16 protein-coding genes are annotated in these 24467 nt (G+C 73.9%); 5 read left to right on the top strand and 11 right to left on the bottom strand.

Going from position 1 to position 24467, the window contains the following annotated elements; translation table 11 throughout:
• Positions 1 to 41: 41 nt before the first annotated feature.
• Positions 42 to 3605 carry a DNA polymerase III subunit alpha gene (dnaE, locus tag ABTY56_RS25495; RefSeq protein ID WP_350631492.1) on the bottom strand — a complete coding sequence of 1188 codons (3564 nt, stop codon included), beginning with the start codon at positions 3603 to 3605 and terminating at the stop codon, positions 42 to 44.
• Between the two features lie 299 nt (positions 3606 to 3904).
• On the opposite strand from dnaE, the gene ABTY56_RS25490 reads away from it, so the two are divergent.
• Positions 3905 to 5458 (top strand): Na+/H+ antiporter, encoded by a 1554-nt coding sequence (locus ABTY56_RS25490; RefSeq protein WP_350631491.1) that lies wholly within the window; start codon positions 3905 to 3907, stop codon positions 5456 to 5458.
• A 58-nt stretch (positions 5459 to 5516) separates the two neighbouring features.
• On the opposite strand, the gene ABTY56_RS25485 is transcribed toward ABTY56_RS25490, so the two are convergent.
• From ABTY56_RS25485 to ABTY56_RS25470, 4 genes are all read right to left on the bottom strand, one after another.
• Positions 5517 to 6818, bottom strand: coding sequence for an MFS transporter (locus ABTY56_RS25485; RefSeq protein WP_350631490.1), 1302 nt, complete (start codon positions 6816 to 6818; stop codon positions 5517 to 5519).
• Positions 6819 to 6991: 173 nt separating this feature from the next.
• Positions 6992 to 7726, bottom strand: coding sequence for a class I SAM-dependent methyltransferase (locus tag ABTY56_RS25480; RefSeq protein WP_350631489.1), 735 nt, complete (start codon positions 7724 to 7726; stop codon positions 6992 to 6994).
• Between the two features lie 91 nt (positions 7727 to 7817).
• On the bottom strand, positions 7818 to 9020 hold the full coding sequence (locus ABTY56_RS25475; protein ID WP_350631488.1) for an MFS transporter: 1203 nt from the start codon (positions 9018 to 9020) through the stop codon (positions 7818 to 7820).
• Between the two features lie 169 nt (positions 9021 to 9189).
• A complete protein-coding gene (locus tag ABTY56_RS25470) occupies positions 9190 to 11250 on the bottom strand; it encodes a phosphocholine-specific phospholipase C (protein WP_350631487.1) in 2061 nt (686 codons plus the stop codon).
• 290 nt (positions 11251 to 11540) lie between these two features.
• Between ABTY56_RS25470 and ABTY56_RS25465 the strand changes: the two genes are divergently transcribed.
• From ABTY56_RS25465 to ABTY56_RS25450, 4 genes are all read left to right on the top strand, one after another.
• Positions 11541 to 14303, top strand: a complete 2763-nt coding sequence (locus tag ABTY56_RS25465) for a BREX system ATP-binding domain-containing protein (RefSeq protein ID WP_350631486.1) — start codon at positions 11541 to 11543, stop codon at positions 14301 to 14303.
• Between the two features lie 164 nt (positions 14304 to 14467).
• A complete protein-coding gene (locus ABTY56_RS25460) occupies positions 14468 to 15448 on the top strand; it encodes an AraC-like ligand-binding domain-containing protein (RefSeq protein ID WP_502893181.1) in 981 nt (326 codons plus the stop codon).
• A 180-nt stretch (positions 15449 to 15628) separates the two neighbouring features.
• Positions 15629 to 16702, top strand: coding sequence for an alpha/beta hydrolase (locus ABTY56_RS25455; RefSeq protein WP_350631484.1), 1074 nt, complete (start codon positions 15629 to 15631; stop codon positions 16700 to 16702).
• A 66-nt stretch (positions 16703 to 16768) separates the two neighbouring features.
• Positions 16769 to 17779 (top strand): AraC-like ligand-binding domain-containing protein, encoded by a 1011-nt coding sequence (locus tag ABTY56_RS25450; protein WP_350631483.1) that lies wholly within the window; start codon positions 16769 to 16771, stop codon positions 17777 to 17779.
• Between the two features lie 192 nt (positions 17780 to 17971).
• Here ABTY56_RS25450 and ABTY56_RS25445 read toward each other — a convergent pair whose 3' ends face one another.
• The 6 genes from ABTY56_RS25445 to ABTY56_RS25420 form a co-directional block, all read right to left on the bottom strand.
• The gene (locus ABTY56_RS25445) at positions 17972 to 18931 is read right to left on the bottom strand and encodes a VOC family protein (RefSeq protein WP_350631482.1); all 960 of its coding nucleotides are present in this window, start codon (positions 18929 to 18931) and stop codon (positions 17972 to 17974) included.
• A 97-nt stretch (positions 18932 to 19028) separates the two neighbouring features.
• The gene (locus ABTY56_RS25440) at positions 19029 to 19748 is read right to left on the bottom strand and encodes a YoaK family protein (RefSeq protein WP_350631481.1); all 720 of its coding nucleotides are present in this window, start codon (positions 19746 to 19748) and stop codon (positions 19029 to 19031) included.
• Complete coding sequence (locus tag ABTY56_RS25435; RefSeq protein WP_350631480.1) at positions 19729 to 20253, bottom strand: DoxX family protein; 525 nt, start codon at positions 20251 to 20253, stop codon at positions 19729 to 19731. The genes ABTY56_RS25440 and ABTY56_RS25435 overlap by 20 nt, the downstream gene beginning before the upstream one ends.
• Positions 20254 to 20309: 56 nt before the next feature.
• Entirely contained in the window at positions 20310 to 20972 is a 663-nt protein-coding gene (locus ABTY56_RS25430; protein ID WP_350631479.1) for a hydrolase, read from the bottom strand.
• 175 nt (positions 20973 to 21147) lie between these two features.
• On the bottom strand, positions 21148 to 23019 hold the full coding sequence (locus ABTY56_RS25425) for an amidohydrolase (RefSeq protein WP_350631526.1): 1872 nt from the start codon (positions 23017 to 23019) through the stop codon (positions 21148 to 21150).
• Positions 23020 to 23353: 334 nt separating this feature from the next.
• Positions 23354 to 24190, bottom strand: coding sequence for an alpha/beta fold hydrolase (locus ABTY56_RS25420; protein ID WP_350631478.1), 837 nt, complete (start codon positions 24188 to 24190; stop codon positions 23354 to 23356).
• Between the last annotated feature and the right edge of the window lie 277 nt (positions 24191 to 24467).

The following is a 24467-nucleotide window of genomic DNA, read 5'->3' as shown; positions in this document are numbered from 1 at the left end:
CCGAACGGCCGTTCCCCTTGCCGGGAACGGCCGTTCGCGGCTCAGGCCCGGACGGCCGCGCCGGCCCAGGCGCGGTTGCCGAGCAGGGTCTTGACGTCCGAGGCGAGCCCGTTGTCGGGGTTCACCCGGAAGCCCAGCTCGTACAGGGTGTTCTTGTCCCAGTTGGTGGTGAGCAGCCGGATCGGCACGTCGCCGGGGTGGGCCTGGAGGGCGAGCTTGAGCTCGGCGACCACCTCGGGGGTGATCCGGGAGGCCGGGACGGTGATCTGCACCGGCGGCTTGGTGCCGAGTTCGGCGGAGGAGACGTCCAGGGTGGTGATCTCCTGGCCGAAGATGCTCAGCGAGCCGTCGCGCTCGTTGAGCCGCCCGCGGACCGAGATGACGTTGTCCTCGATCATCTGCTCGGCCATCAGGTTGTACGTCGCGGGGAAGAACAGCACCTCGACCGAGCCGTCGCGGTCGGACAGGGTGATGATCGCCCAGGCGTTGCCCGCCTTGTTGATCCGCCGGTCGACGCCGGTGATCAGCCCGGAGAGCCGGACCTCGCCCTCGGAGCGGCCGGAGCCGAGGAGTTCGGCGATCGAGGTGTCGCGGTTCTGGGAGAGGATGTGCTCGGCGCCGTCCAGCGGATGGCTGGAGACGTACAGGCCGAGCATCTCGCGTTCCAGGGCGAGGAGTTGGCGGCGGGGCCACTCGTTGTCGGTGAGCTGGAAGTCCAGTCCGATGGTGGGCGCGCCGTCCCCGGTGTCCAGGGCGCCGAACAGGTCGTCCTGTCCGATGGCCTGCTGCTTCTTCACCCCGGTGACGGCGTCGATGGCGCTTTCGTGCACGCTGCTGAGCGAGAGCCGGGTGTGGCCGAGCGAGTCGAAGGCGCCGGCCTTGACCAGCGAGTCGATGGTGCGCTTGTTGCAGACCACCAGCTCGACCTTGTCCAGGAAGTCGGCGAAGGAGGTGTACTTGCCCTCCTCGTCCCGGGTGCCGACCAGGGACTCGATCACCGGCACGCCGACGTTGCGCACCGCCTTCAGGCCGAAGCGGACGTCGCTGCCGACGGCGGTGAAGTCGACCACCGACTCGTTGACGTCGGGGGAGAGGATCTTGATGCCCATCTGCCGGCACTCGGCCAGGTAGACGGCCATCTTGTCCTTGTCGTCGGCGACCGAGGTGAGCAGCGCCGCCATGTACTCGGCCGGGTAGTTGGCCTTGAGGTAGGCGGTCTGGTACGAGACCAGGCCGTACGCGGCGGAGTGCGACTTGTTGAACGCGTAGCCGGCGAACGGGACCAGGACGTCCCACACCGCCTGGATCGCCTCGTCGGAGTAGCCGCGCTCCTTGCAGCCCGCGTGGAAGGGCACGAACTCCTTCTCCAGCACCTCCTTCTTCTTCTTGCCCATCGCGCGGCGCAGCAGGTCTGCCTGTCCGAGCGAGTAGCCGGCCAGCACCTGGGCGGCTCGCTGCACCTGCTCCTGGTAGACGATCAGGCCGTAGGTGGGGCCGAGGACGTCCTTGAGCGGTTCCTCCAGCTCGGGGTGGATCGGGATGATCTCCTGCTGGGCGTTCTTGCGCAGCGCGTAGTTGGTGTGCGAGTTCATGCCCATCGGGCCGGGGCGGTACAGCGCGGAGACGGCGGAGATGTCGGCGAACTCGGTGGGCTTCATCAGCTTGAGCAGGGCGCGCATGGGGCCGCCGTCGAGCTGGAACACGCCCAGGGTGTCGCCGCGGGCGAGCAGTTGGTAGGTGGTGGGGTCGTCGATCGGGATCTTCTCGATGTCGACGTCGACGCCCCGGTTGGCCTTCACGATCTTGATGCAGTGGTCGATGATGCCCAGGTTGCGCAGACCCAGGAAGTCCATCTTGATCAGGCCCATGGCTTCGCACGACGGGTAGTCGAAGCCGGTGATGATCACGCCGTCCTTGTCCCGCTTGTGCAGCGGGATCAGGTCGAGCAGCGGGGTGGAGGAGAGGATGACGGCCGCGGCGTGCACGCCGGTGCCGCGGATCAGGCCCTCGATACCGAGGCCGGTGTCGATGATCTTCTTGACGTCGGACTCGTTCTGGTACAGCGCCCGGATCTCGGTGCCCTCGTTGTACCGGGCGTGCTTCTCGTTGAAGAGGTCGGCCAGCGGCACGCCCTTGCCCATGACGTCCGGCGGCATCGCCTTGGTGATCCGGTCGCCCATCGCGAACGGGTAGCCGAGGATGCGGTTGGCGTCCTTCACGGCCGCCTTGGCCTTGATGGTGCCGAAGGTGTTCACCTGGGCGGTGTACGCGGAGCCGTACTTCTCGGTGACGTAGCGGACCATCTGGTCGCGCTGGCGGTCGTCGAAGTCGATGTCGACGTCCGGGGGGTTGATGCGCTCGGGGTTGAGGAAGCGCTCGAAGAGCAGGTCGTGCTCCAGCGGGTCCAACTCGGTGATCCGGGTCAGGTAGGAGACCATCGAGCCGGCCGCCGAACCACGGCCCGGGCCGACCGGGATGCCGTTGTCCCGGGCGTACTGGCAGATGTCGGCGACCACGAGGAAGTAGGCGTCGAACCCCATCGGGGTGATCACGCCCATCTCCAGCTCGATCCGGTCCAGCACCTCCTGGCTGGGGCTGTCGCCGTAGCGGTGCTGCAGCCCGACCTCGATCTTCTTGCGCAGGTAGGAGGCCTGGGTTTCGCCCTCGGGCACGTCGAACTGGGGCATCCGGTCGACGTAGGTGAAGACCTCCTCGTACGACTCGATCCGCTCGGCGATGGCGAGGGTGTTGTCGCAGGCCTCCGGCAGCTCGCGGAAGAGCTCGCGCATCTCCTCGGCGGTCTTGACGTAGTAGCCGGTGCCCTGGAACTTGAAGCGGTTCGGGTCGTCCTTGTTCTTGCCCACGCCGACGCAGAGCAGGCTGTCGTGGGCGTCGGCCTGGTCGGCGGTCACGTAGTGCGAGTCGTTGGTGGCCAGCAGCGGGATGTTCAGCTGCTTCGCCAGCCGCAGCAGGTCCTCGCGGACCTGGAGCTCGATGTCGAGGCCGTGGTCCATCAGCTCCAGGAAGTAGTTCTCCTTGCCGAAGATGTCCTGGTAGGCGCCGGCCGCCTTGACGGCCTCGTCGTACTGGCCGAGCCGCAGCCGGGTCTGGACCTCGCCGGAGGGGCAGCCGGTGGTGGCGATGATGCCGGTGGCGTTGGCGGCGATCAGCTCGCGGTCCATCCGGGGCTTCATGTAGTAGCCCTCCATCGACGCGAGCGAGGAGAGCTTGAAGAGGTTCCGCAGACCGGTGGCGTTCTGTGCCCACATGGTCATGTGGGTGTAGCGGCCGCCGCCGGAGACGTCCTTGCCGCCCTCGCCGTCGGCGCCGGTCGGGCGCTGGCCGCCGGGCGACCAGAACACCTGCTTCTTCAGGAAGCGGGAGGCCGGTGCGACGTACGCCTCGATGCCGATGATCGGTTTCACGTCGGTCTTGGCGGCCGCGTGGAAGAACTCGTACGCCCCGAACATGTTGCCGTGGTCGCTCATCGCGATGGCGGGCATGCCCTGTCTCTGCGCTTCGGCGAACAGCTTCCCGTTCTTCGCCGCACCGTCCAGCATCGAGTACTCGGTGTGGACGTGCAGGTGCGCGAAGCTGTCGGACACGGCGCTGTGCTCCTCGGACGGGTGTCGGGCTCGGAAGCGGTCCAGGCTAGCCGGTCGGGCCCGACGACGCGCCGGGGCGGAGGTTTTCCGGCGGCGACCTTGACACGTCCTTCCCGGTTCCTTGACGGGTTGCCGTCCGTTCGGAACCGGGGAAGTGTCCGGGGATTCCGCCCTGCCGTGTCCCGCTAATGCTCCGATAAGATGGCCACAGGTGTGCCGGGAAGCCTGGTCGGCGCGGGGGATGACTGCGGCGATCGGCGGCGGCGACCCCGGTTCTTGCGATGGGGTCCTTTCCACCGATGCACAGTGTGGCGATCGTTCTCGTCCTGGTGGTCCTGGCCACGGCCGTGGCCACCTTCGCCCGGCGGCTGCGCGTTCCCGCGCCCTCGCTGCTGGTCCTGGCGGGCATCGCGGTGGCGCTGATACCCGGCATCCCCGCCCTGCACGTCCCGCCCCAGGTGATCGGCACGGTGGTCCTGCCCCCGCTGCTGTACGCCTCCGCCGAGGAGCTGTCGCTGCGCGACCTGCGCACGGTCTGGCGGCCGGTGACGATCCTCTCCTTCGGGCTCGTCTTCGCCTCCGCCGCCGCCGTCGGCTTCACCGCCGTCGCCGTCGCCGGACTGCCGCCCGCGATGGCCTTCGTCCTCGGCGCCGTCCTCTCCAGCACCGACCCGGTGGCCGTCACCGCCCTCGGCCGACGCCTCGCGCTCCCGGGGCGCCTCCAGGTGCTGGTGCAGGCCGAGAGCCTGTTCAACGACGCCACCTCGCTGGTGCTGTTCAAGGTGGCCGTGGGCATCGCGGTGGCCGTCGGCGCTGCGGTGAGCCTGCCCGCCGCGGGCGGGGAGTTCCTGCTGCTCGCCGGGGGCGGCAGCGTGGTCGGCGCCGCCGCCGCGGGCCTGGTGTGGCTGGTGCGCCGCCGCACCACCGACCCGGTGCTGGAGACGGTCATCGCCCTGGTCACCCCGTACGCCGCGTACGTGCTCGCGGAGTCCGCGCACACCTCCGGCGTCACCTCGGTCGTGGTGGCCGGCGTGCTGCTGGGGCGGTCCGGCCACCGGCTCACCGACGCCCACAGCCGCCTCCAGCTGACCGCCGTGTACGCGGTCGTGGTGTTCCTGCTGGAGAGCGTCGTCTTCTCGATCGTCGGCCTGGAACTGCCCACCCTGGTGCGGGACCTCCCGCCGGGCACCGGCTGGTGGCCACTGCAGGCACTCGCGCTGGCCGCCGTACTGATCGCGGTGCGGGTCCTCTCCACCCTGCCACTGACCCGCGCCGTCAAGCCCGGCCACGGAGGCGGCCGGCTCTCCTGGCGGGTCGCCGGGGTGGTCACCTGGGCCGGCACCCGCGGCGTCATGCCCCTGGCCGCCGCCCTGTCCATCCCCCTGGTCACCGACGACGCCACCAAGCTCGCCGGACGCCCCCTGGTCCTGGTGCTCACCACCGCCGTCGTCGTGTTCACCCTCGTCGTCCAGGGCCTGACCCTCGCCGCCGTCGTCAACCGCTCCGGCCTCGCCCTCGAACCCGAGCACACCGCCCGCGAGGAGGACGACGCCCGCGACGCCCTCAACCGCGCCGCCCTCGACCACGTCGAGAACCTCACCGAACTGGAAGCCGTGCCCGACACCGCGCTCGACCGGGTGCGCCGCGGCCTCGCCGCCCGCCTCGACCGCAGCGCCGAGACCCCCGACGGCACCACCGCCGACGCCGCCTACCGCCGGCTGCGCCACGAGGTCATCGCGGTCCAGAGCACCGAACTGCACCGCCTCTACGACGAGCACCGCATCAGCGACACCACCCGCCGCCGTCTCCAGCACGACCTCGACCGCGAGGAGGCCGCCCTCGGCAACCCGTGACGCACCGGAGCCGACGGGCGGCCGCCGGGTCGACGCGGCGGGAGGTACGCACCGCCCGCTACGGCGACCGCACCGCCGGACCGCGCGGGAGCCACAGGCTGCCGGAGCCCGCGAGGGCGACCGTCGCCGCGCCGGTCAGCACCGGGACGATGCCGACCCGGGCGGCGAGCCAGCCCCCGGCGACGGCGCCCAGCGGCAGGGTGGCGGTCAGCACCGCCTGGAGGAAGGCGTTGACGCGGCCCAGCAGGTGCGCGGGGGTGAGGAGTTGGCGGCTGGTGGTCATGGCGATCGACCAGACGGTGGCCAGCAGGCCGAACAGCAGCTGGTACAGGACCAGCACCGGGAACGCCGGCCCGAGGGAGGCCGCCGGGATGAGGAAGAGGGCCGCCCCCGCACCCAGGGCGCACACCCGGACGGCCCGGTCCATGCCCAGCGCCCGGGTGACGGCGGTCGCGACGAGCACACCGGTGCCCATGCCGACGGCGTACGCGGCGTAGACCGTGCCGAGCTGCCACGGGGGCAGCCCCAACTCCCGGTCGACGTACAGGACGAACAGGCCGCTCCCGGCGCCGCCGCCCAGGTTGAGCCCGGCCGCGGCCAGGGCCTGCCGGCGCAGCAGGATCTCCCGCCGGATCACCGCCAGGCCCTCCCGCAGGGCGGCGATCCGGGAGCGCGCGCCCCGGCCCGCGTCCTGCGGCGGCCGGTTCAGCGAGGCGGGCAGCGCGAGGAACAGCGCGCCGCCGACGGCGTAGGTGGCGCACTCCACCAGCAGCGCCGGGGCCGGGTCGACGAGGCCGATCAGGATGCCGCCCAGCGCCGGTCCACCGACGAGGCCGACGGTGCGGGCCCCGGTGAGCCAGGAGTTGGCCGGCAGCAGGTCGTCCGCGGGCACCACGCGGGGCAGACCGGACTGCGCGGCGACGCCCTGGGTGGAGCCCAGGGCGCCGGAGACGGCCGCCGCGGCGAAGAGGTGCGGCCAGGTCAGCCCGTCCAGCGCGGCCGCGAGCGGGACGCTGCCGACGGCGGGGACCTGCAGCCAGGCCACCGCCACCAGCAGGCGCCGCAACCGGGCCCGGTCGACGGCGACGCCGATCAGCGGACTCAGCAGCACACCGGGCAGGTAGGCCATCGCGAGCAGCGCGGAGGCGCCCAGCGGACCGGCGCCCAGGTGGACGATGGCCAGCAACGGGAGCGCCAGGGCGGTGACCTGGCGCCCCACCGAGCTCGTCAGCTGCTCCAGGACCAGGAGCAGCAGCGGACGGTTCCGACGCAGCGGCCCGCCCCTCCCGGACGGGACCGGGGCCTGGGCCTCGGCCCGGACCGGGGGCACGGACGAATCCGAGTCCGTGGAAGCTCCCATGGTGGTCTCCCGGGTCGCACGGGCAACGCCGGCTTCGACACTACTCGAACTGTTTGACTGATAGTCAACTACCGCGATGAGAAAGGGTCTTCCGTCGTCCTGTGGTGGCGCCCCGCGCCGGGAGGAGGAACTGGCGGCCGCGCGCCCGGTGTGACGGCCGGTCCGCCCGTCGATCAGGGGCGGGCCGGCCGGGCACCCACGACGAGCCACCGGGCCGGGAGTTCGATCCGTCGGCCGTCGGGGGCGGACTCCGTGGTGGTCAGCGGCAGGTCGCCGGAGGCGAGGACGGTGAGGCCGGCCGCGTGCAGCAGCTCGGTGAGGGCCGCGTCGGCGACCTCGGCGGGGGCGAGGCCGTGCGCGAAGACCGGGCGCAGCTTCGGCGGCGGCCCGGCGGGGTCGTGGGCGAGCGCGGCCAGGACCTGTTTGGCGGACTCGGAGAGCTCCACCAGGAAGGCCCGGCCGCGCTCACCGACCAGCGTGGCGACGGCCTCGGCGACCGGTCGGCGGTCGGCCGGCTCGCTCTGGTGGATCACGCCGCGCAGATAGACGTTGGCGTCGCCGAGGCGGTCGTGGAGCGCCCGGACGGCGTCGGCGTCGGTGGCGTCCAGCTGGGCGAACTCGGCTCGCCGGTCCGGGTCCCGGCGCCGGGCGTGGTCGAGGGCGGCGACGGACAGGTCGACCCCGAGGACGCGCTCGAAGCGGTCGGCGAGGAAGCGCGTCTGGGTGCCGTTGCCGCAGCCCAGGTCGACGACGGGCAGCTCGGGGTCGGCGAGCCGGGGGCCGAACAGCGCGAGGTGGCGTTCCGCGGTGACGGCCGGTTCGGCGTCCCAGATCACCGCGCCCGGCTCCTCGGGCGCGTCGCGCCAGAAGCCCTCCCAGGCGTCCCTGTACCGACTCGTCACGCTCATGGCGGAGACCTCCGGGTGTCACGCACAGTGTCGGAACCGTGTCTATCGGTCCCGGTTCCGGGCGGCAAGCACCGGTCGGCCGGACACGGGGTCAGGTCCCGGCACTCGCCTGGCGCAGCAGGTAGGCGCCGGACGCGGCGGCCAGGACGGCCATGCAGGCGGCGAAGACCAGGCCGGCGTCGGCCAGGCCGACCGGCTCGCTGAGCAGGCCCACCCCGATGACCGGGATCGAGATGCCGAAGTAGGCGACCACGAAGAGCGCCGACAGGGCGCCGCCGCGGTGCTCGGCCGGGCTCGCCGCGGCGATCTCGCCCACGGCGCCGCGCAGGCCCATGCCCTGCCCCGCGCCGCCGACCAGGGCGCTGAGCACCAGCGGCGCGAGAGTGGTCCAGGCGAGCGAGGCGGCCAGCAGGGCCAGCCCGGCGATGAGCACCAGGCAGCCCAGCGGGATCGCCCGGGCGGTGCCCAGGCGGGGCACCAGGAGCTGGCCCAGGGTGGAGGCGAAGAAGGCGGTGGAGACGATCAGGCCGACGACCGCGTGGTTGTCGACGCCCAGGTCGGTGGTGAGGAACGCGGGGCTGACCGAGGTGAAGACGCCCAGCAGGGAGAAGCCCGCGAACGCGGCGACCCCGGCCGGGACGAACACCCGGCGGACCTCCGGCGGCAGCGACGGCCGGTCGGGCCGCGCGGTGCGCAGCGGGCGGGCCCCGGCGACGGTCTCCGGCAGGCGCAGGGTCAGCGCGAAGGACACCGCGAGCAGCACCAGGTGTACGACGAACGGCAGGATCAGCGGCCGCGGCGCGTACTCGGCGAGGAAGCCGGACAGCAGCGGCCCGAAGCCCAGGCCGCCCATGTTGGCGGCGGTCGCGACGAAGCCCGCGCGGGCCTGCCGCCCGGGCGGGGCGAGCTCCAGCACGTACGCGGTGCCGGTGCCGGTGAACAGGCCCGCCGAGAAGCCGGACAGCAGTCGGCCCAGGAGCAGCAGCGGCACGCTGTCCGCGCCCAGGAAGACGACGGCGCTGCCGGCGGCGAACCCCAGCCCGCAGAGCAGGACGGGGCGGCGCCCGACGGTGTCGGAGACGTTGCCGATGAGCAGCAGGACGCCGATGACGCCGAAGGCGTAGACGGCGAACACGACCGTCACCGTCAGCTCGGAGAAGCCGATCTCCTCCTGGTAGAGCCCGTAGAGCGGGGTGGGCAGGGTGGTGCCGGTCATGCAGACGGCGAAGGCGGCGGCGGCCATGAGGTAGCCGAAGCGGCTGGGGGCCGGCCGGGCGGTCCGACGGTCGGTCATCCGCCCACGATAGGCACGCCGCCGGGCCGGGCCCGCGCCGCGCGGGGGCGCGCTGCGCCGAATGGCCGCCGCCACCGGGCCGGGCGGCCCGCCCCGGGCGGGTGAGGTGCCCGGGGCGGGCCGCCGGCGTCGGTGGCGGCGGGGTCGGGCCGGTGCGGGGGCGGCCGGGTCAGTAGGTGAGCAGGCCCGGGTCCGACAGGCCCGGCGCGCCGGTCTCGACGTGGCCGGCCAGGCGGCGGACGAAGTCGGTGGTCGCGGCGGAGGTGACCGTCACGTCGTACCAGTTGCGGCAGGTGCGCAGGTCGACGGTGTACGAGACCGTGGCGCCCCGGCGGACCGTGACGGTCTGCGGGAGGCCGCCGTAGGCGTTGGCGACGGTGAGCACGGCGTCGGCGGTGCCCGCGTTGGTGAGGGTGAGGTCGAGGCTGCCGGTGGTCGGGTTGTGGCGCGCGGTGACCTCGGGCCCGGCGGTCTTGCCGGGGTTGCGGAAGCGGCGCAGGAAGCCGTTGGGGCCGTGCACGGTCAGGTCGGTGACGCCCTTGGAGTAGGTGGTGTTCCAGGCGTCCGCGATCGACTTGCCGGCCTCGGCGGTGTACGTCCACGGGCCGTCGGTGCGGTTGGCCGAGGTCACCAGGAACTGGGCGCCGGCCGCCGCGCCGCCGCTGAAGGTCAGGCGGTACTTGCCGGTGCCGGTGTCGGCCGCGCCGTCCACGTACGGGGCGTACTTCAGCGGGCGGGTCGGCTTGGTGCCCGCCTCCTGCTTCGGCATGGTGCCGGTGGCGGGCGGGGTGGGCACGTAGTCGGGGTGCCGGTTGCGGTCCGGCGGGAGGTAGCCGGCGGTGGAGGGAAGTGCGGCCGGGGCGGTGTTCGAGGCGGTGAAGTCGAAGGCGGAGGTGAGGTCGCCGCAGATGGCGCGCCGCCAGGGCGAGATGTTGGGCTCCAGCACGCCGAAGCGGCGCTCCATGAAGCGGATGATCGAGGTGTGGTCGAAGGTCTCCGAGCAGGTGAAGCCGCCGGTGCTCCAGGGCGAGACCACCAGCATCGGCACCCGCTGGCCGAGGCCGTACGGGCCGGCCGCGTTGCCGATGTTCCCGCCGAAGTAGTCCGCCGTCGTCGACACCGTGGACAGGCCCTGGGAGGCGGAGGAGGGCGGGAACGGCGGCACCACGTGGTCGAAGAAGCCGTCGTTCTCGTCGTAGGTGATGAACAGCGCGGTGCGGGCCCACACGTCGGGGTCGGAGGTGAGCGCGTCCAGCACCTGGGAGACGTACCAGGCGCCGTAGTTCGCGGGCCAGTTGGGGTGCTCGGTGAACGCCTCGGGGGCGGCGATCCAGGAGATCTGCGGGAGCGTGCCGGCCTGGACGTCTCGGCGCAGGTGGTCGAAGAGGCCGTCGCCGGCCTTGGCGTTCGTACCGGTGCGGGCCTTGTCGTACAGCGGGTCGCCGGGCTTGGCGTTGCGGTAGGTGTTGAAGTAGAGCAGCGAGTTGTCGCCGTAGTTGCCGCGGTAGGCGTCGCCGATCCAGCCCCAGGAGCCGGCCGCGTCGAGGCCGTCGCCGACGTCCTGGTAGACCTTCCAGGAGACCCCGGCCTTCTCCAGCCGCTCGGGGTAGGTCGTCCAGCCGTACCCCGCCTCCTGGTTGCCGAGGACCGGGCCGCCGCCGGTGCCGTCGTTCCCGGTGTAGCCGGTCCACATGTAGTAGCGGTTCGGGTCGGTGGAGCCGATGAACGAGCAGTGGTAGGCGTCACACAGGGTGAAGGAGTCGGCGAGGGCGTAGTGGAACGGGATGTCCTGGCGGGTCAGGTAGGCCATGGTGGTGGCCGTCTTGGCGGGGACCCACTGGTCGTACCTGCCGTTGTTGAAGGCCTTGTGGCCGCCGGCCCAGTCGTGGTTGAGGTCCTGGACGAACTGCATGCCCAGGTCGTTCACCTGGGGGCGGAACGGCAGGATCTCCTTCTTGCCGCTGTCCGTCTGGTGCCACACCGACTTGCCGCTCGGGAGGGTCACCGGGCGGGGGTCGCCGAAGCCGCGGACCCCCTTCATCGCGCCGAAGTAGTGGTCGAAGGAACGATTCTCCTGCATCAGGACGACGATGTGCTCGACGTCCTGGAGGGTGCCGGTGGCGCCCTGCGGGGCGATCGCCGCAGCGCGCGCGATGCTCTGCGACAGCGTGGAGAACGCGGCGGTGGCGCCCGCGAGTTGAAGGAAGCGACGGCGGTTCAGCTCTGCCATGGGTGGGAGACCTCGTAGGACGGGGGCGGAGGACGGCACCCCAAGGACAGCGGCTGCGGGGTACCACCCGGCGGACCACTCATGACTGCCCGCTGTACGGCGGACGAACGCCTTGAGTTGGCTGGACACCTTCTGCCACCCAGCGGGTCGCCGGCCGGGCCGCCACCCGCCTCCGCGAGCGCGTCGCCGCATGTGGTCGGGGCCACACCCAGCGTGGTGAAGGCTGGTCCTGACGGGCGTTAACCTTGGGTTCCCGGTGGCGGGGGGACCGACACGAGGGGAACAGAAGAGTGGTGCACGACAGCCGCGGACCGACCGTGGTCGGGCGGCAGCGGGAGACGGAGCTCCTCACCGCCGCCCTGGTGCAGGCCGAGGACGGTGCCAGCGGGTGCACCGTGCTGCTGCGCGGCGACCCCGGCGTCGGCAAGTCCACCCTGCTGTCCTGGGTGGAGCACGCCGCGCGCGAGCGCGGCTTCACCGTCCTGCGGGCCGTCGGCGCGGAAGCCGAGACGGACCTCGCCTTCGGCGCCCTCCACCAGGCCTTCCGGTCACTGCTCCAGCGCTCCGGCGCGCTCTCCGCCCACCAGCGGGAGGCCCTGGAGAGCGCGCTCGGCATCCGCTCCGGGACCCCGAGCGGCTTCGCCGTCGGCGCCGCCGCCCTGGCACTGCTGGAGGAGGCGGTCCGGACCGCCCCCGTGCTGCTGCTCCTGGACGACCTGCACTGGATCGACTCGTCGAGCGCGACCGTCTTCGCCTTCCTCCACCGGCGCTCCGCCGACCTGCCCGTCGTAATCGTCGGCGCCACCCGGACGGACGGCCCGGCCGCCCAGACCTGGTCGGCCGAGACCGTCGAGGTCCGCGCCCTGCCCCGGACGGACGCGGCCCTGCTGCTGGGCACCTGCCACCCCGAACTCGCGGCCGCCGCCCGCGACCGCGTCCTGGCGGAGGCGGCCGGCAACCCGCTGGCCCTGGTGGAGCTGCCGCGCCAGCTGGAGGCCGCCCAGCAGCGGGGGACCGCCCCACTGCCCGAACGCCTGCCGCTCGGGCGGAGGCTGGAACGGATCTTCGCCGACCGGCTGGGCACACTGACCCCGGAGGTCGGTCGCTTCCTGCTGCTCGGCGCCCTCGCCACCGGCCCGGACTTCAGCAGCGGCGGCTGGCTGCGTGCCGCCGCGGCCGGCGACGCGGGGGAGATCCTGGACGGGATCGAGGCGAGCGGCCTGGCCCGGCTCGACCCGGCCGGGCAGCTGGTGTTCCGCCACCCCCTGGTGCGGACCGCCGTCGTCGCCGCGGCCTCCGACACCGCGCGCCGCGAGGCCCACCGCGCCCTGTCCGAAGCCCTCGCACCGGACGACCCCCGGCGGCTGGTCCACGAGGCGGCCGCCGCGCTGCTGCCCGACGAAGGCCTCGCGCACCGCCTGCAGGAGGCCGGCAGCGACCTCGCCCGACGCGGCGGCGACGCGGAGGGCGCGCTGCTGCTCGAACGCGCCGCCGTGCTCAGCCCCAGCTCCTGCGACCGTGTCCGCAGACTCACCTGGGCCGCGGTGATGTCGGCCCGCGGCGGACAACTGCGCCACACCGCCGCCCTGGTCGAGGAGTTGAAGAGCAGCAGCGTGCCGCCGGACGCCGCCCCGCTGTTCGCCTACGCGGTGGTCTACGCCGACCAGAGCCACCACGTGGACTTCGAGTCCGCCGCCGCCCTGCTGCCCGCCGCCCTGGACGCGCTCACCGCACCCGGCGCCGACACCTTCGGCGGCCTGACCGAACAGGTCTACTTCAAGCTGCTCCTGGCCGCCACCTACACGGACGATCCCTGGGCCTGGCGGGCCCTGGAACGACACCGCGGCGAGGTCTCGGAGGCGGGCCGGCTGTGCCTGCGGGCCTGGACCGACCCGGGTCCGGACACCACCGCCACCCTGCGGGCCGTCGCCGAGGGGATGACGCAGGAACAGGAGGCCGGCGCGGCCTGGCTGCTGCTGTGGACCGCCTCGGCGCTCGACTGCCCCGAGGCCGACCTGTGGCAGCGCTTCACCGGGCTGCACGGCTACGCCACCCAGGGCTCGATCGCCAAGGCCAAGTGCCACCAGGACTACCTGTTCGGCCACTGGGACCAGGCCGCCGTCTGCCTGGGCGAGGCCGAGATCGCCGACGAACTCGGCTACCACACCAACGCGTTGATGTTCCGCCAGTACTACGCCCACTACCTGGCCGGCCGCGGCGACGAGGCCGGACTCCGGGAGGTCGAACGGAGCATCCGGCCCACCGCCACCCGGGCCCGGATGCGCTACGTCCTCGACCGCCTGACCCACCTGCGCGGACTGGCCGCGCTCGCCCACGGCCGCCACGAGGAGGCGTACGCGCACTTCTGCGAGATCACCCCGCCCGGGCGGCTGCCCGGCGGCCCGCCCTGGCACCACGCGCTGGTCCTCGACCTGGTCACCGCCGCCGTGCACACCGGCCGGCACGAGGAGGCCCGGGCCCACCTGGAGGCCGGACGGGCGGCCCGCTCCGCGGAGATCTCCGACCGCCACGCCTTCCTGTGCTCGGCCGCCGCCGCCGTGGCCGCCGAGGACGACGAGGCCGACGCCGCCTACCGCGCCGCGTACGCCGTCCCCGGCGCGGAGCGGTGGGTGTTCGACCTCGCGCGGCTGCGGCTCGCCCACGGCTCGTGGCTGCGCCGCCGGCACCGGCCCGGCGCCCGGGAGCCGCTGCGCGCCGCCCACCACGTGTTCCGCCGCCTCCAGGCGGGGCCCTGGGCGCAGCGCTGCGAGGAGGAGCTGCGTGCCGCCGGCGACCCGGTGGCGCCGCCGCCCGGCGCGTCGACCGCGGAGCCGTCCGGCCTCACCGGCCAGGAGCTGCGGATAGCCCGGCTCGCGGCGACCGGTCTGACCAACAAGGAGATCGGCCGCCGGCTCCAGCTGTCACCCCGTACCGTCGCGGCCCACCTCTACAAGATCTTCCCGAAGCTCGGGATCACCTCGCGGGCCGCGCTCGCCCACGCGCTCGACACCGCGCCCGGCAGCGCACCCGGCGGCGCGTTCGACGGCATCTGAGCTGCGCCGACGTCCGCCCGTCCGGTCCCGTCCCGGCGCCTTCCCCGGTGCCGGGGCGGGCCCCGCGGGGTACTGCCGGAAAGAGCAGTCAGATGACCTAACCGTCCGCCGCCCACGCGCCCCAGGCTGGGATCGCGAGGATTCGGCGGAAGGGGCGGTGTCAGATGGGCGTGCGGGTGACGACTGCTTCGGTCGCGGACGAGGACAAGGCGGCGTACTGGAACGGGGCGGTGTCGCGGACGGTCGTCCCGGTCGAGGTGCGCCCGCTCACCCCGCGGCCGTTCGACGGGCTGCTGGTCTCCCACCGGCTCGGCTACGTGCGGGTCTCCACGCTGGAGGCGGACGCCGCCCGGTTCTCGCGCACGGCGGCGCTGATCGAGCGGGCCCCGGGCGGCGAGCCGCAGATCGGGGTGGGCGTGCAGGAGGAGGGCCGGGCCGTCCTGGAACAGGACGGGCGCCGGGCGGAGGTGTCGCCGGGCGGGCTCGTGGTGTACGACACGGCGCGCCCGTACGCCGTCGACTACCCGGAACGCTTCCGCACCCACCTGTTCCACCTGCCGCGCCGGCTGCTGGGCGTGCCGGAGCGGGACCTGCGCCAGGCGGCGGCGACGGCCCTCGGCCCCACGGAGGGCTGCGGACCGGTGCTCCTGCCGTTCCTCGGCGTCCTCGCCGCCTCCGCGCACTCCTACCCGGCCACGGTCGGCGACCGGCTGGCCGGCAGCGTCGCCGACCTGCTGAGCACCCTCGTCGCCCAGCTGGCCGACGGCCGGCCGGCCGGCGAGGCGGACACCCCGAACGCGCACCTGGTCCGCCGGGTGCGGGAGTACATCGAGCAGCACCTGGCCGAGCCGGAGCTGGCGCCCGAGCGGATCGCGCACGCCCACCACATCTCGGTGCGCTACCTGCACCGGATCTTCGAGGGCGAGGGGGTCACGGTGAGCCGGCTCATCCAGCAGCGCCGACTGGAGGCGTGCGCCCGCGAGCTCGCCCGAAGGGGCCGGACCGCGCCCACGGTCTCGGCGGTGGCCCAGCGCTGGGGCTTCGTCAATCCGGCGCACTTCAGCCGGAGCTTCCGCGCCGCGTACGGCGTCTCCCCCCGGGAGTGGCGCGAGCTGCGGGACGTACCGGGCGGCGCCGCCGGTTGACGAGCCGCCGGCCGGCCGCCACACCCGGTCCCACCGCGGCCGCCGCCCCGGCAGTACGGTCGAGCGGCGCCGCCGCGCCCCGGGGAGGTGCGCCGGGCCGCCCGCCCGACGCACCCGGGCACCCGCCGCGGCGCACGCGATGCCGTGCGGCCCCACTGAACGAAGCCAGGAGCGAAGACGTTGTCCGACCCCACCCCCCTGCCCGACCGGCGCCCGGTGCTCGACCGGGCGCTCCAGGAGTTCCTGGACGGCCGGGCCGCCCGCTCCGCGACGGAACCGCTGCCGGACCTCGCCTTCCTCACCCCGGACGGGCCGGTCGGGCCGGCGGGCCTGACGGGCCTGACGGGCGTACCGGGCGGCGGGCCGTACGGCGGGCCGTACGACGTGCTCGACTGGAGCCCGGACGGGGAACCGGACCCGGACGACCCCCACGGCACCTCGACGGAGTGGCTCGCCCTGCCCTGCGGACCGACCGGGCGGGTGAACGTCCAGGTGACCAGACCCGCCGGCACCGTCGGGCCGAGCCCCGTCGTGCTCTTCCTGCCCGGTCTCGGCTGGTCGCTCGGCGACGCGGCCTGCTACGCCCGGCTGGTCCGGGAGTTCGCCCTGGGCACCGACGCCGCCGTGGTGTACGTGGACTACGCCCGGGCACCCGCGGCCCGCTACCCGGTGGCCGTCGAGCAGTGCCTCGCGGTCGCCCGGTGGATCCACGAGCACGGCGACGGGATCGGGCTGGACGGGCGCCGCATCGCCGCCGTCGGCGAGTCCGCGGGCGCCAACCTGGTGGCGGCGCTGACCCTGCTGGCCCGGCAGCACGGCGACGTCCCGCTGCTCCACCAGGTGCTGCTGTACCCCGTGACCGACGCCGACTTCGACACCCCGTCCTACCACCGGTACGCGACGGGCTACTTCCTGCACCGCGACCACATGCGCCGGTTCTGGGACGACTACCTGCCCGACCCGCGGCGGCGGGCCGAGCCGACCGCCGCGCCACTGCGCGCCCCGCTGGACCGGCTCGCCGGGCTCCCCCCGGCACTCGTGGTCACCGCCGAGGCCGACGTGCTGCGCGACGAGGGCGAGGCCTACGCGGCCCGGCTCCGCGCGGCGGGCGTCCCGGTGGTGGCCACCCGCTACCAGGGCGTGGTGCACGGCTTCCTGCTGCTCGCCGGGCACTGCCCCACCGGCACCGCCCGGGCCGCGCTGATCCAGGTCGTCGACACCGTGCACATGGCCCTGCACAGCCGTTCCTGGTGAGCCCCGCGTCCCGGCCGTCGCCACCGAAGAGACCCCCCACCGAGAGACCCCCTCCGAGGAGCACTGATGCCCGTCGTTCTCGACACCACCGCAGTACCGTCCGCCGACCGCGCCGAATACTGGCACGAGGCCGTCTCCCGCACCTTCATCCCGCTCGACGTGGCCCTGCTCGACCGCGCGCCCGCACCCGCCACGATCACCAGCCACTGCGTGGGCGACGTGCAGCTCTCCCTGGTGGAGGCCGGTCCGCAGCGGGTCGAGCGCAGCGCCGGGTTGATCGCCCGCGGCGGGGAGGACCACCTCACCCTGGCGCTCCAGCACCGCGGCACCGCCCGCCTGGAACAGGACGGCCACCGGGTCGTGCTGCGGCCCGGCACCTTCGCGGTCACCGACGCCGGACGGCCGTTCGCCAAGGAGCTGCCGGACGCCTTCGCCTTCACGGCCCTGCACTGGCCGCGCTCGGCCGTGGGCGTCTCGGAGGAGGACCTGCGGGTGCTGACCACGACGGTCTTCGACAGCACCGACGGCACCGCCCGGCTGGTGGCCGCGTACCTGGAGTGCCTCTCACGGTCGGCCGGTTCGATGGAGCCGCAGCCGGCGTCCTGGCTCGCCACCACGGCGCTCGACCTGCTCGCCGTGCTCGCCCACGAGCGCCGCGGCCTGTCCCTGGCGGAGGCACCCGACGCGGCCCTGGCCACCCTGGCCCGGGTGAAGGACCACATCCTGCGCCACCTCGGGGACCCGGGCCTCTCCCCGGAGCGGATCGCGGCCGCCCACCACGTGTCGGTGCGGTACCTGCACAAGCTCTTCCGCTTCGAGGGGGTGACGGTGGCCCGCTGGATCCAGCGCCAGCGGCTGGACATGTGCCGACGTGACCTCGCCCGCCGGACGGCGGGCCGGGCCACCGTGGCGGCGGTGGCGGGCCGCTGGGGCTTCGTGAGCGCCAGTCACTTCAGCCGGGCGTTCCGGGCCGTGTACGGGATCTCCCCGCGCGAGTGGCAGGCCTACGCCGGGTCGGGCGCCGTCACCGACGCCGCGCAGGGCGCCCGCGCGTCCGGGTACGGCATCGCGGTCTGAGTCGACGGGCCGCGCCCGAAACGGCGGGCCGCCGGGCGCGGTGGGTGCGCCCGGCGGCCCGCCTGAGGGTCGACCAGGGCGGCCGGTCGTCGGTCACCGGTCACCGGTCACCGGTCACCGGTCGTCGGCCATCGGTCGTCGGCCATCGGTTCCGGGTCACGGGTCACCGGTGACGCGTCCGCCGGCCGTCGCTCACCGGGCCGTGTGGACCTCCGCGACGTAGCCGCCGGGGAAGCGCACCATCGCGCTGTCCCGCCCGCCCGCCGTGACCGGACCGGACAGCACCGACGCGCCGGCGGCCTTCGCCCGTTCCAGGGTCGCGCCGAGGTCCGGCACGCCGTAGCCGGTGAGCTCCCGGCCGTAGGGGTACGGCAGGTGGCCGTCCGTCACGGCGACGGTGGTGGTGCCGAAGCCGGAGGTGAGCTTCAGCAGCCGGTAGGTCGTGCCGGGCAGGCCGATCGCGGCGCCGTCGGCCCGCCGGTCGTCGGAGACGATCCGACCCTGCGTGAAGGCGAGGGAGCTGCGCAGGAAGCCGCCGACCGCGTCGGGGGAGAGGTAGAGCCGGTTCTCCGGCACGCTCGCCAGGGCGGGGTAGGACGGCGGGGTGGTGTGCACGTAGAGCTGGGCGCTGATCCCGCCGGGGAACTGCACGACGGCGTCGCGCCCGATCGGGTCGGCGAACGGCGCGACCGTCACGGCCGCGCCGTCGGCCCGGGCGGCGCGGACCGCCTGGTCGAGGTCGGTCACCAGCCAGCCGGTGCGCTCGGTGCCGAACGGGGACGGGACGGGCGTGGTGTAGTCGAACACCGACAGGGTGCCGACCGGGGAGAGCACCAGCTCGGACAGCGTGCGGCTCGGCGTGGGCGTCACCTGGGTGGCGTTCGGCCCGAGCGTCGTCCCGCCGAAGGTGGCCACCCAGCCGGCGACGAACGCCTGCTCGGTGCCCGGTTCGACGTAGACGTGGGTGGAGTCGTACTGCGGGCCGACGGCGAACTGCCGGTGCGTGGTCGTCGGGCCGGTCTGGCCGGTCTGTGTGGCCTGTGCGGTCTGGGTGGCCTGGGTGGTCTGGGCCACCGAGGCGGTGGGGATCGCGGTCAGCGCGGCGATCGCCGTCACCAGCGGGACCACGCGTCGCAGGAAGCGTCGGTTCATCGGGGATCTCCCGGTCGTCGAGGCGCCCGGCGCCCGCTGAGCGGGCGCCGGGCGCGTGCGGGTGGTGATGTCGATGGAGTGGGCGGAGGAGCGCGGATCAGGCGACCGGCGGGGCCCAGTGCGCGTCCGGGGCCGAGATCCGGTGGGCGGTCACCGCCGTGGCCAGGAGCAGCAGGGCGGCCAGGGCCAGGGCGGCGGCGGTCCGCCCGTGCAGGACGAGTGCCGCGCCCGCGAGGCCGCCGAGCAGCATCGCCAGGGCGGAGAGGATCCGTCGCCCCGGGCGCGGTGCCGCGCCCCCGGCCGCCGTGGAGTCGGCGGCCAGGCCGGTCAGGGTGAGGGTCAGCACGGTGGTGGTCAGGTCGGGCACGCCGAGCCGCCGGGCCGCCGCGTTCTGCAGGCCCATGCCCAGCCCCAGCAGGACGATCAGGGCGCGGTCGGCCCCGCCGGCCGCGGCGGTGGCGGCCGCCGCGGCCGTCAGGACGGTCTGGGCGCCGGCCGCCAGGGTCAGCAGGCGCCCGCGGTGGGCCGGCGTCCGGCTGCCGAGCCGTCCGCCGACGAGTGCGCCGGCCAGGAACGACGCCAGCGAGACGAGCGAGGCCGCGGCCGACAGCCCCGGGGCCCCTGCCAGGGCGAACCCCAGGAAGACCACGTTGCCGGTCATGTTCGCCACGAACACGTGGCCGAGGCCGAGGTAGCTCACCGCGTCCACCAGGCCCGTGGCCACCGTCAGCAGGAGCATCAGCGGCGGCAGCGGGCCGTGCCGGTCCGCACGCGGCGGGACCAGCGTCCGTCTGGCGTCAGCCAGCAGGGTGCGCACCGGCCGCCTCCTCCTGCGGCGCGGGCGCGCGGTGCAGGACCGCCCGGGTGAGCAGGCCGCTCGCCGGGCCGAGCACCAGCGCCGCGACCGACAGCCAGAGCGGCCAGTCGGTCAGGCCGACGGCGTGGTCCGCGGACCACCGGCCCGGGCCGGTGAGGGCGAGCGCCCCCGAGACGACGACCAGCACCAGCGGGTACTCGTAGCCGTCGTTCTGCACCCAGAGCCCGTGCGGCAGCTTGACGGTCAGTGCCACCGTCATCACCCCCATCGCGACCATGGCCGCGAGCGGGGTGAGCGCGCCCAGGGCCAGGAACAGGCCCGAACCGACCTGCCCGGCGCCCGCCGCGAGCGCGGTGAGCGTCCCGCCGCGGAAGCCGTCGTGCCGGAACTCCTCCGTCCCGCCCGCGAGGCCGTTGCCGCCCAGCCGGAAACTCACCTTCTGTACGCCGTGTGCGGCGACGAGCAGGCCCACCACCACACGGAGGATCAGCAGTCCGGTGTCCATCGTTCCTGTTCCTGTCCCTGGTCGCTGTTGCTGGTGCCGAGTCGGTGTGCGCCGACTCAGCCGGCGGCGTGCTCGCCGATGACGGCCTGCGCGTAGACGACCCCGAGGCCGTACGCACCGGCGTGCTCCTTGACGATCTCCATGACGGCGCCGTAGGTCTCCTGGCGCGCCCAGTCGCGCTGGAGCTCCAGCAGCACCTGGACCCAGGTGACCGGCACCGCGCCGGCCTGCGTCATCCGCTGGATGGCGTGCTCGTGGGCCTGCGGGGAGACGCCGCCGGAGGCGTCGGTGACGACGTAGACCTCGTAGCCCTGGTCGATCATGGACAGCACGGGCAGGACCAGGCAGACCTCGGTCCACAGACCGGCGATGACGACCTTGCCGCGACCGGTGGCCTTGACGGCCTCGACGACCGCCTCGTCCTCCCAGGCGTTCATCGAGGTGCGGTCGAGGACCTCGGCCTTCGGGAAGACCGCCGCCAGCTGCGGCAGCAGCGGGCCGGAGAAGGACTCGGCGGCGACGGTGGTCAGCACGGCCGGGACGTCGAAGGCCTTGGCGGCCTTGGCGAGGCCGACGGTGGCGTTGATGATGGCGGTGCGGTCGCCGCTGCCGGTGCCGAAGAACATCTGCGGCTGGTGGTCGACGAACAGGACCACGGCGTTGTCGGGGGTCAGCAGGTCCGGGCTGGGGGTGGCGCTGACCTGGGTGATGTCGACCATGAGGGTTCCCTTCGGGTTCTTTCGGTGGATCCGTCGCGCGGTGATCCGCGGAGGAAGTCGGGTGGGTGGTGCGGTGGGCGCCCTGCCGGGCCGCCCGGGGGTCCGGTGGGCGGCTCGGCAGGCGGTCCGGCGGTTCGGCCGGTGGGGCGCCGGGTGGGGCGTCGGGTCGGGCGCGTCAGAGGAGGAAGCAGGGGTCGAACGGCTGGGCCTGCTCCGTCGCCAGGCCGCGCCCGACGCGCCAACTGCGGTGCAGCTCGGACTCGGCGACGACCTCGCCGAGCAGCTCGGCCTGGCGGGCGCCGGTGCCCTGGCTCCGGTGGGAGCGGTAGCCGCCGAAGCGGGCGACCGGGCTCCACGCCGGGCTGACCGCCGGCAGCTCCTCGTCCAGGCCCTCGTACTCCGCCGCGGCGTGCACGATCCGGCCGCCGACCACGGTCAGCAGGGACTCGATGTGCGGGATCTCGTGCTCGGGCACCGTGAAGAAGTCGTCGGACAGCACCGCGAGGTCGCCGTAACAGCCCGTCCGCAGCACGCCCTTGACGTCCTGCTCGCCGGTGAGCGCGGCGCCCGCCGTGGTGTACATCGCGAGCGCGGTGGCCCGGTCCACCCGGTTCTGCGGCGGCCGGATCGCCGACCCGCCGACCGTCCGGCCGGAGACCAGCCAGTGCAGCGCGACCCACGGGTTGTACGAGGACACCCGGGTGGCGTCGGTACCGGCGGCCACGGTCAGCCCGCGGTCCAGCATCGCGCGGATCGGCGGCGCCTCGGCGGCGGCGCCGACGCCGTACCGGCGGGTGAACACCTCGCCCTGGAAGGAGAGCCGGTTCTGCACCGACAGCGAGCCGCCGAGCGCCGCGATCCGGTCGAGGCTGTCCCGGGAGACGGTCTCCGCGTGGTCGAAGAGCCACCGGTTCCCGGCCGGGAAGAGCCCTTCGGCGGCGAGCTTTTCGAACACCGCGAGGTCCCGCCGGATCGTCTCGTCGTACGTCGCGTGCAGCCGGAAGCCCCAGCCGTGCTCCGTGAGCATCCGGACGGCCTTCTCGAACTCGCCCTCGTAGCCGCCGAGTTCCGGACGCGGCTCGGCGAAGTTCTCGAAGTCGGCGGCGGCCCAGGTGAGGTTCTCGCCGGCGCCGTTCAGCCGCAGCCACTCGTCGCCGTCCCCGGGGCGGACCGTCTCGATCCAGCGGGCGAGGTCGTCGAGCTCCTGGCCCGGGGTCTGCGGGAACAGGTGGTAGGCGATGCGCAGGGAGAGCAGGCCCTCCCGGGCGAGCTCGGTCACCGTGGCGTAGTTCTCGGGGAAGTTCTGGAACCCGCCGGCGGCGTCGATCGCGGAGGTCAGCCCGAAGCGGTTCAGCTCGCGCAGGAAGTGCCGGGTGGACGACTTGCGCTCCTCGGGGGCCAGGGTCGGCGCCTTGGCGAGGGTCGAGTAGAGGATCAGCGCGCTGGGCGCGGCCAGCAGCATGCCGTTGGGCTCCCCGCCCCGGCCCCGGACGATCTGGCCGCCCTTCGGGTCGGGGGTGTCCCGGGTGTAGCCGACGGCCTTCAGCGCGGCGCGGTTGAGGATCGCCGACTGGTAGAGGTGGAGCACGAACACCGGGGTGTCCGGCGCGGCCTCGTTCAGTTCGGCGGGCGTCGGCAGCCGCCGCTCGGCGAACTGCTCCGCCGACCAGCCGCCGACGACCCGCACCCACTGCCCCTCGGGGGTGCGGGCGGCCTGCTCCCGCAGCATCGCCAGGCCCTCGCGCAGCGAGGTCACGCCGTCCCAGCGCAGCTCCAGGACGTAGTTGAGACCGCCCCGGATCACGTGCAGGTGCGAGTCGTTGAGGCCGGGCACCACCCGCCGGCCGAGGGCGTCCACCACGGTGGTGGCAGGCCCGATGAGCGGGGCGACGTCCGCGTCGTCCCCCACGGCCGTGATCAGGCCGTCGCGGATGGCGAGGGCCCCGGCCTGTGGGCGGCGGGCGTCCCCGGTGTGGATCTTCGCGTTGCGGACGACGACGTCGGCAGCGTTCTCGACGGCGCGGGGGACCAGCCCGCCGACCGGCATTGCAGGCACCGCTCCAGCCTCCTGTGACGGTTCGGACCACCGCCCCGGATCGGGCGGCGGAGGGGCGTCCGAGCGGGGCCGGGACTGACCGGCCCGGCTCCGCTCCGAGCGCCTGAAAGAACGTTAAGTCGCAGGTGGGGGCGGTAGTTGGCGCTCAGTGCACCGTCTCCGGTCCGCCAGCGAACTGGCCGGGCGGGAGCCGGTCCGGGCCGGGTGGAGCGGGGTCGTGGGGACGACGGAAGAGCCCCGGGCCTCCCCCCGTCCGGTGGGACGGGGGGAGGCCCGGGGCTCGGTGCCGGGGCGGACGGGCCGCCCCTGGGTCACGACACGTCGGTCACTTCGCGAGGAAGGCCAGCAGCGCCGCGTTCACCTCCTCGGCGTGGGTCCACAGCAGGCCGTGCGGCGCACCCTCGATCTCCACGTACTCGGCGGAGGGCAGGGCCCGGTGGAAGACGCGGGCGGTGTTGTCGACGGGCAGGGTGCGGTCGCCGGTGCCGTGCAGGATCAGGGCGGGCACGTCGATGCGGGGGATGTCGGCGCGGAAGTCGGTGTACCAGGTGGTCGGTGCGGCCGAGGCGGCGAAGGAGCCGCCGGAAGCCGCGGTGTTCCAGCTGTTGCGGACGGCCTCCTCGCTGATCCGGGTGCCGAGGTTCTCGTCCAGGTTGTAGAAGTCGTTGAAGAAACCGGTGTAGAAGGCGAACCGGTCGGCCTTCACCGCGGCGACGATGCCGTCGAAGAACTCCTGCGGGGCGGCGCCGTCCGGGTTGTCGTCGGTCTTGAGCAGGAACGGCTCCAGGGAGGCCAGGAAGGCGACCTTGGCGACCCGCTCCGAGCCGTACGAGGACACGTAGCGGGCGACCTCGCCGGTGCCCATCGAGAAGCCGACCAGCACGGCGTCCCGCAGGTCCAGGGTCTCCAGCACGGTGTTCAGGTCGGCGGCGAAGGTGTCGTAGTCATAGCCGGCGGTCGGGTGCGAGGACTGGCCGAAGCCGCGGCGGTCGTAGGTGATCACCCGGTAGCCGGCGTCGAGCAGCGCGGCGCTCTGCCGCTCCCAGGAGCGCCCGTCCAGCGGGAACCCGTGGATCAGCACGACGGGCTGACCGGTGCCGTGGTCCTCGTAGTAGAGGTCGACGGGGGCGGAGTTCTCCTGGCCGACGGTGATGAACGGCATGGGGTCCTTCTCTCTTCGTGCACTTCGTGCTCTTCGTACCGATGTCTCCCGGCGCGGCACGCGGGCTGCGCCGGGAGACACACGCTAGGACCGGTGGTGTGCGGACGGTTGCCGCCGAGAGCACTGGGTGTCGTCCGAGAGCGCCTGACGGGCGGAGAGGAGCGAGGGCGGCCGTCAGCGGCCCGGGTGCCGGGCCGCGCGGACACCCCCCCGTGAACCTGCCCGGCCCGGTCGGCCGTAGCACCGGAGAGGAGGCGCGGCCGGTGCGTCCCCGGAC

The sequence above is a fragment of the Kitasatospora sp. NPDC097691 genome, from assembly GCF_040302665.1.
In the GTDB taxonomy this organism is placed as follows: domain Bacteria; phylum Actinomycetota; class Actinomycetes; order Streptomycetales; family Streptomycetaceae; genus Kitasatospora.
Note: the sequence above shows the minus strand (reverse complement) of the source record. Positions and strands in the feature narration are given on the sequence as shown.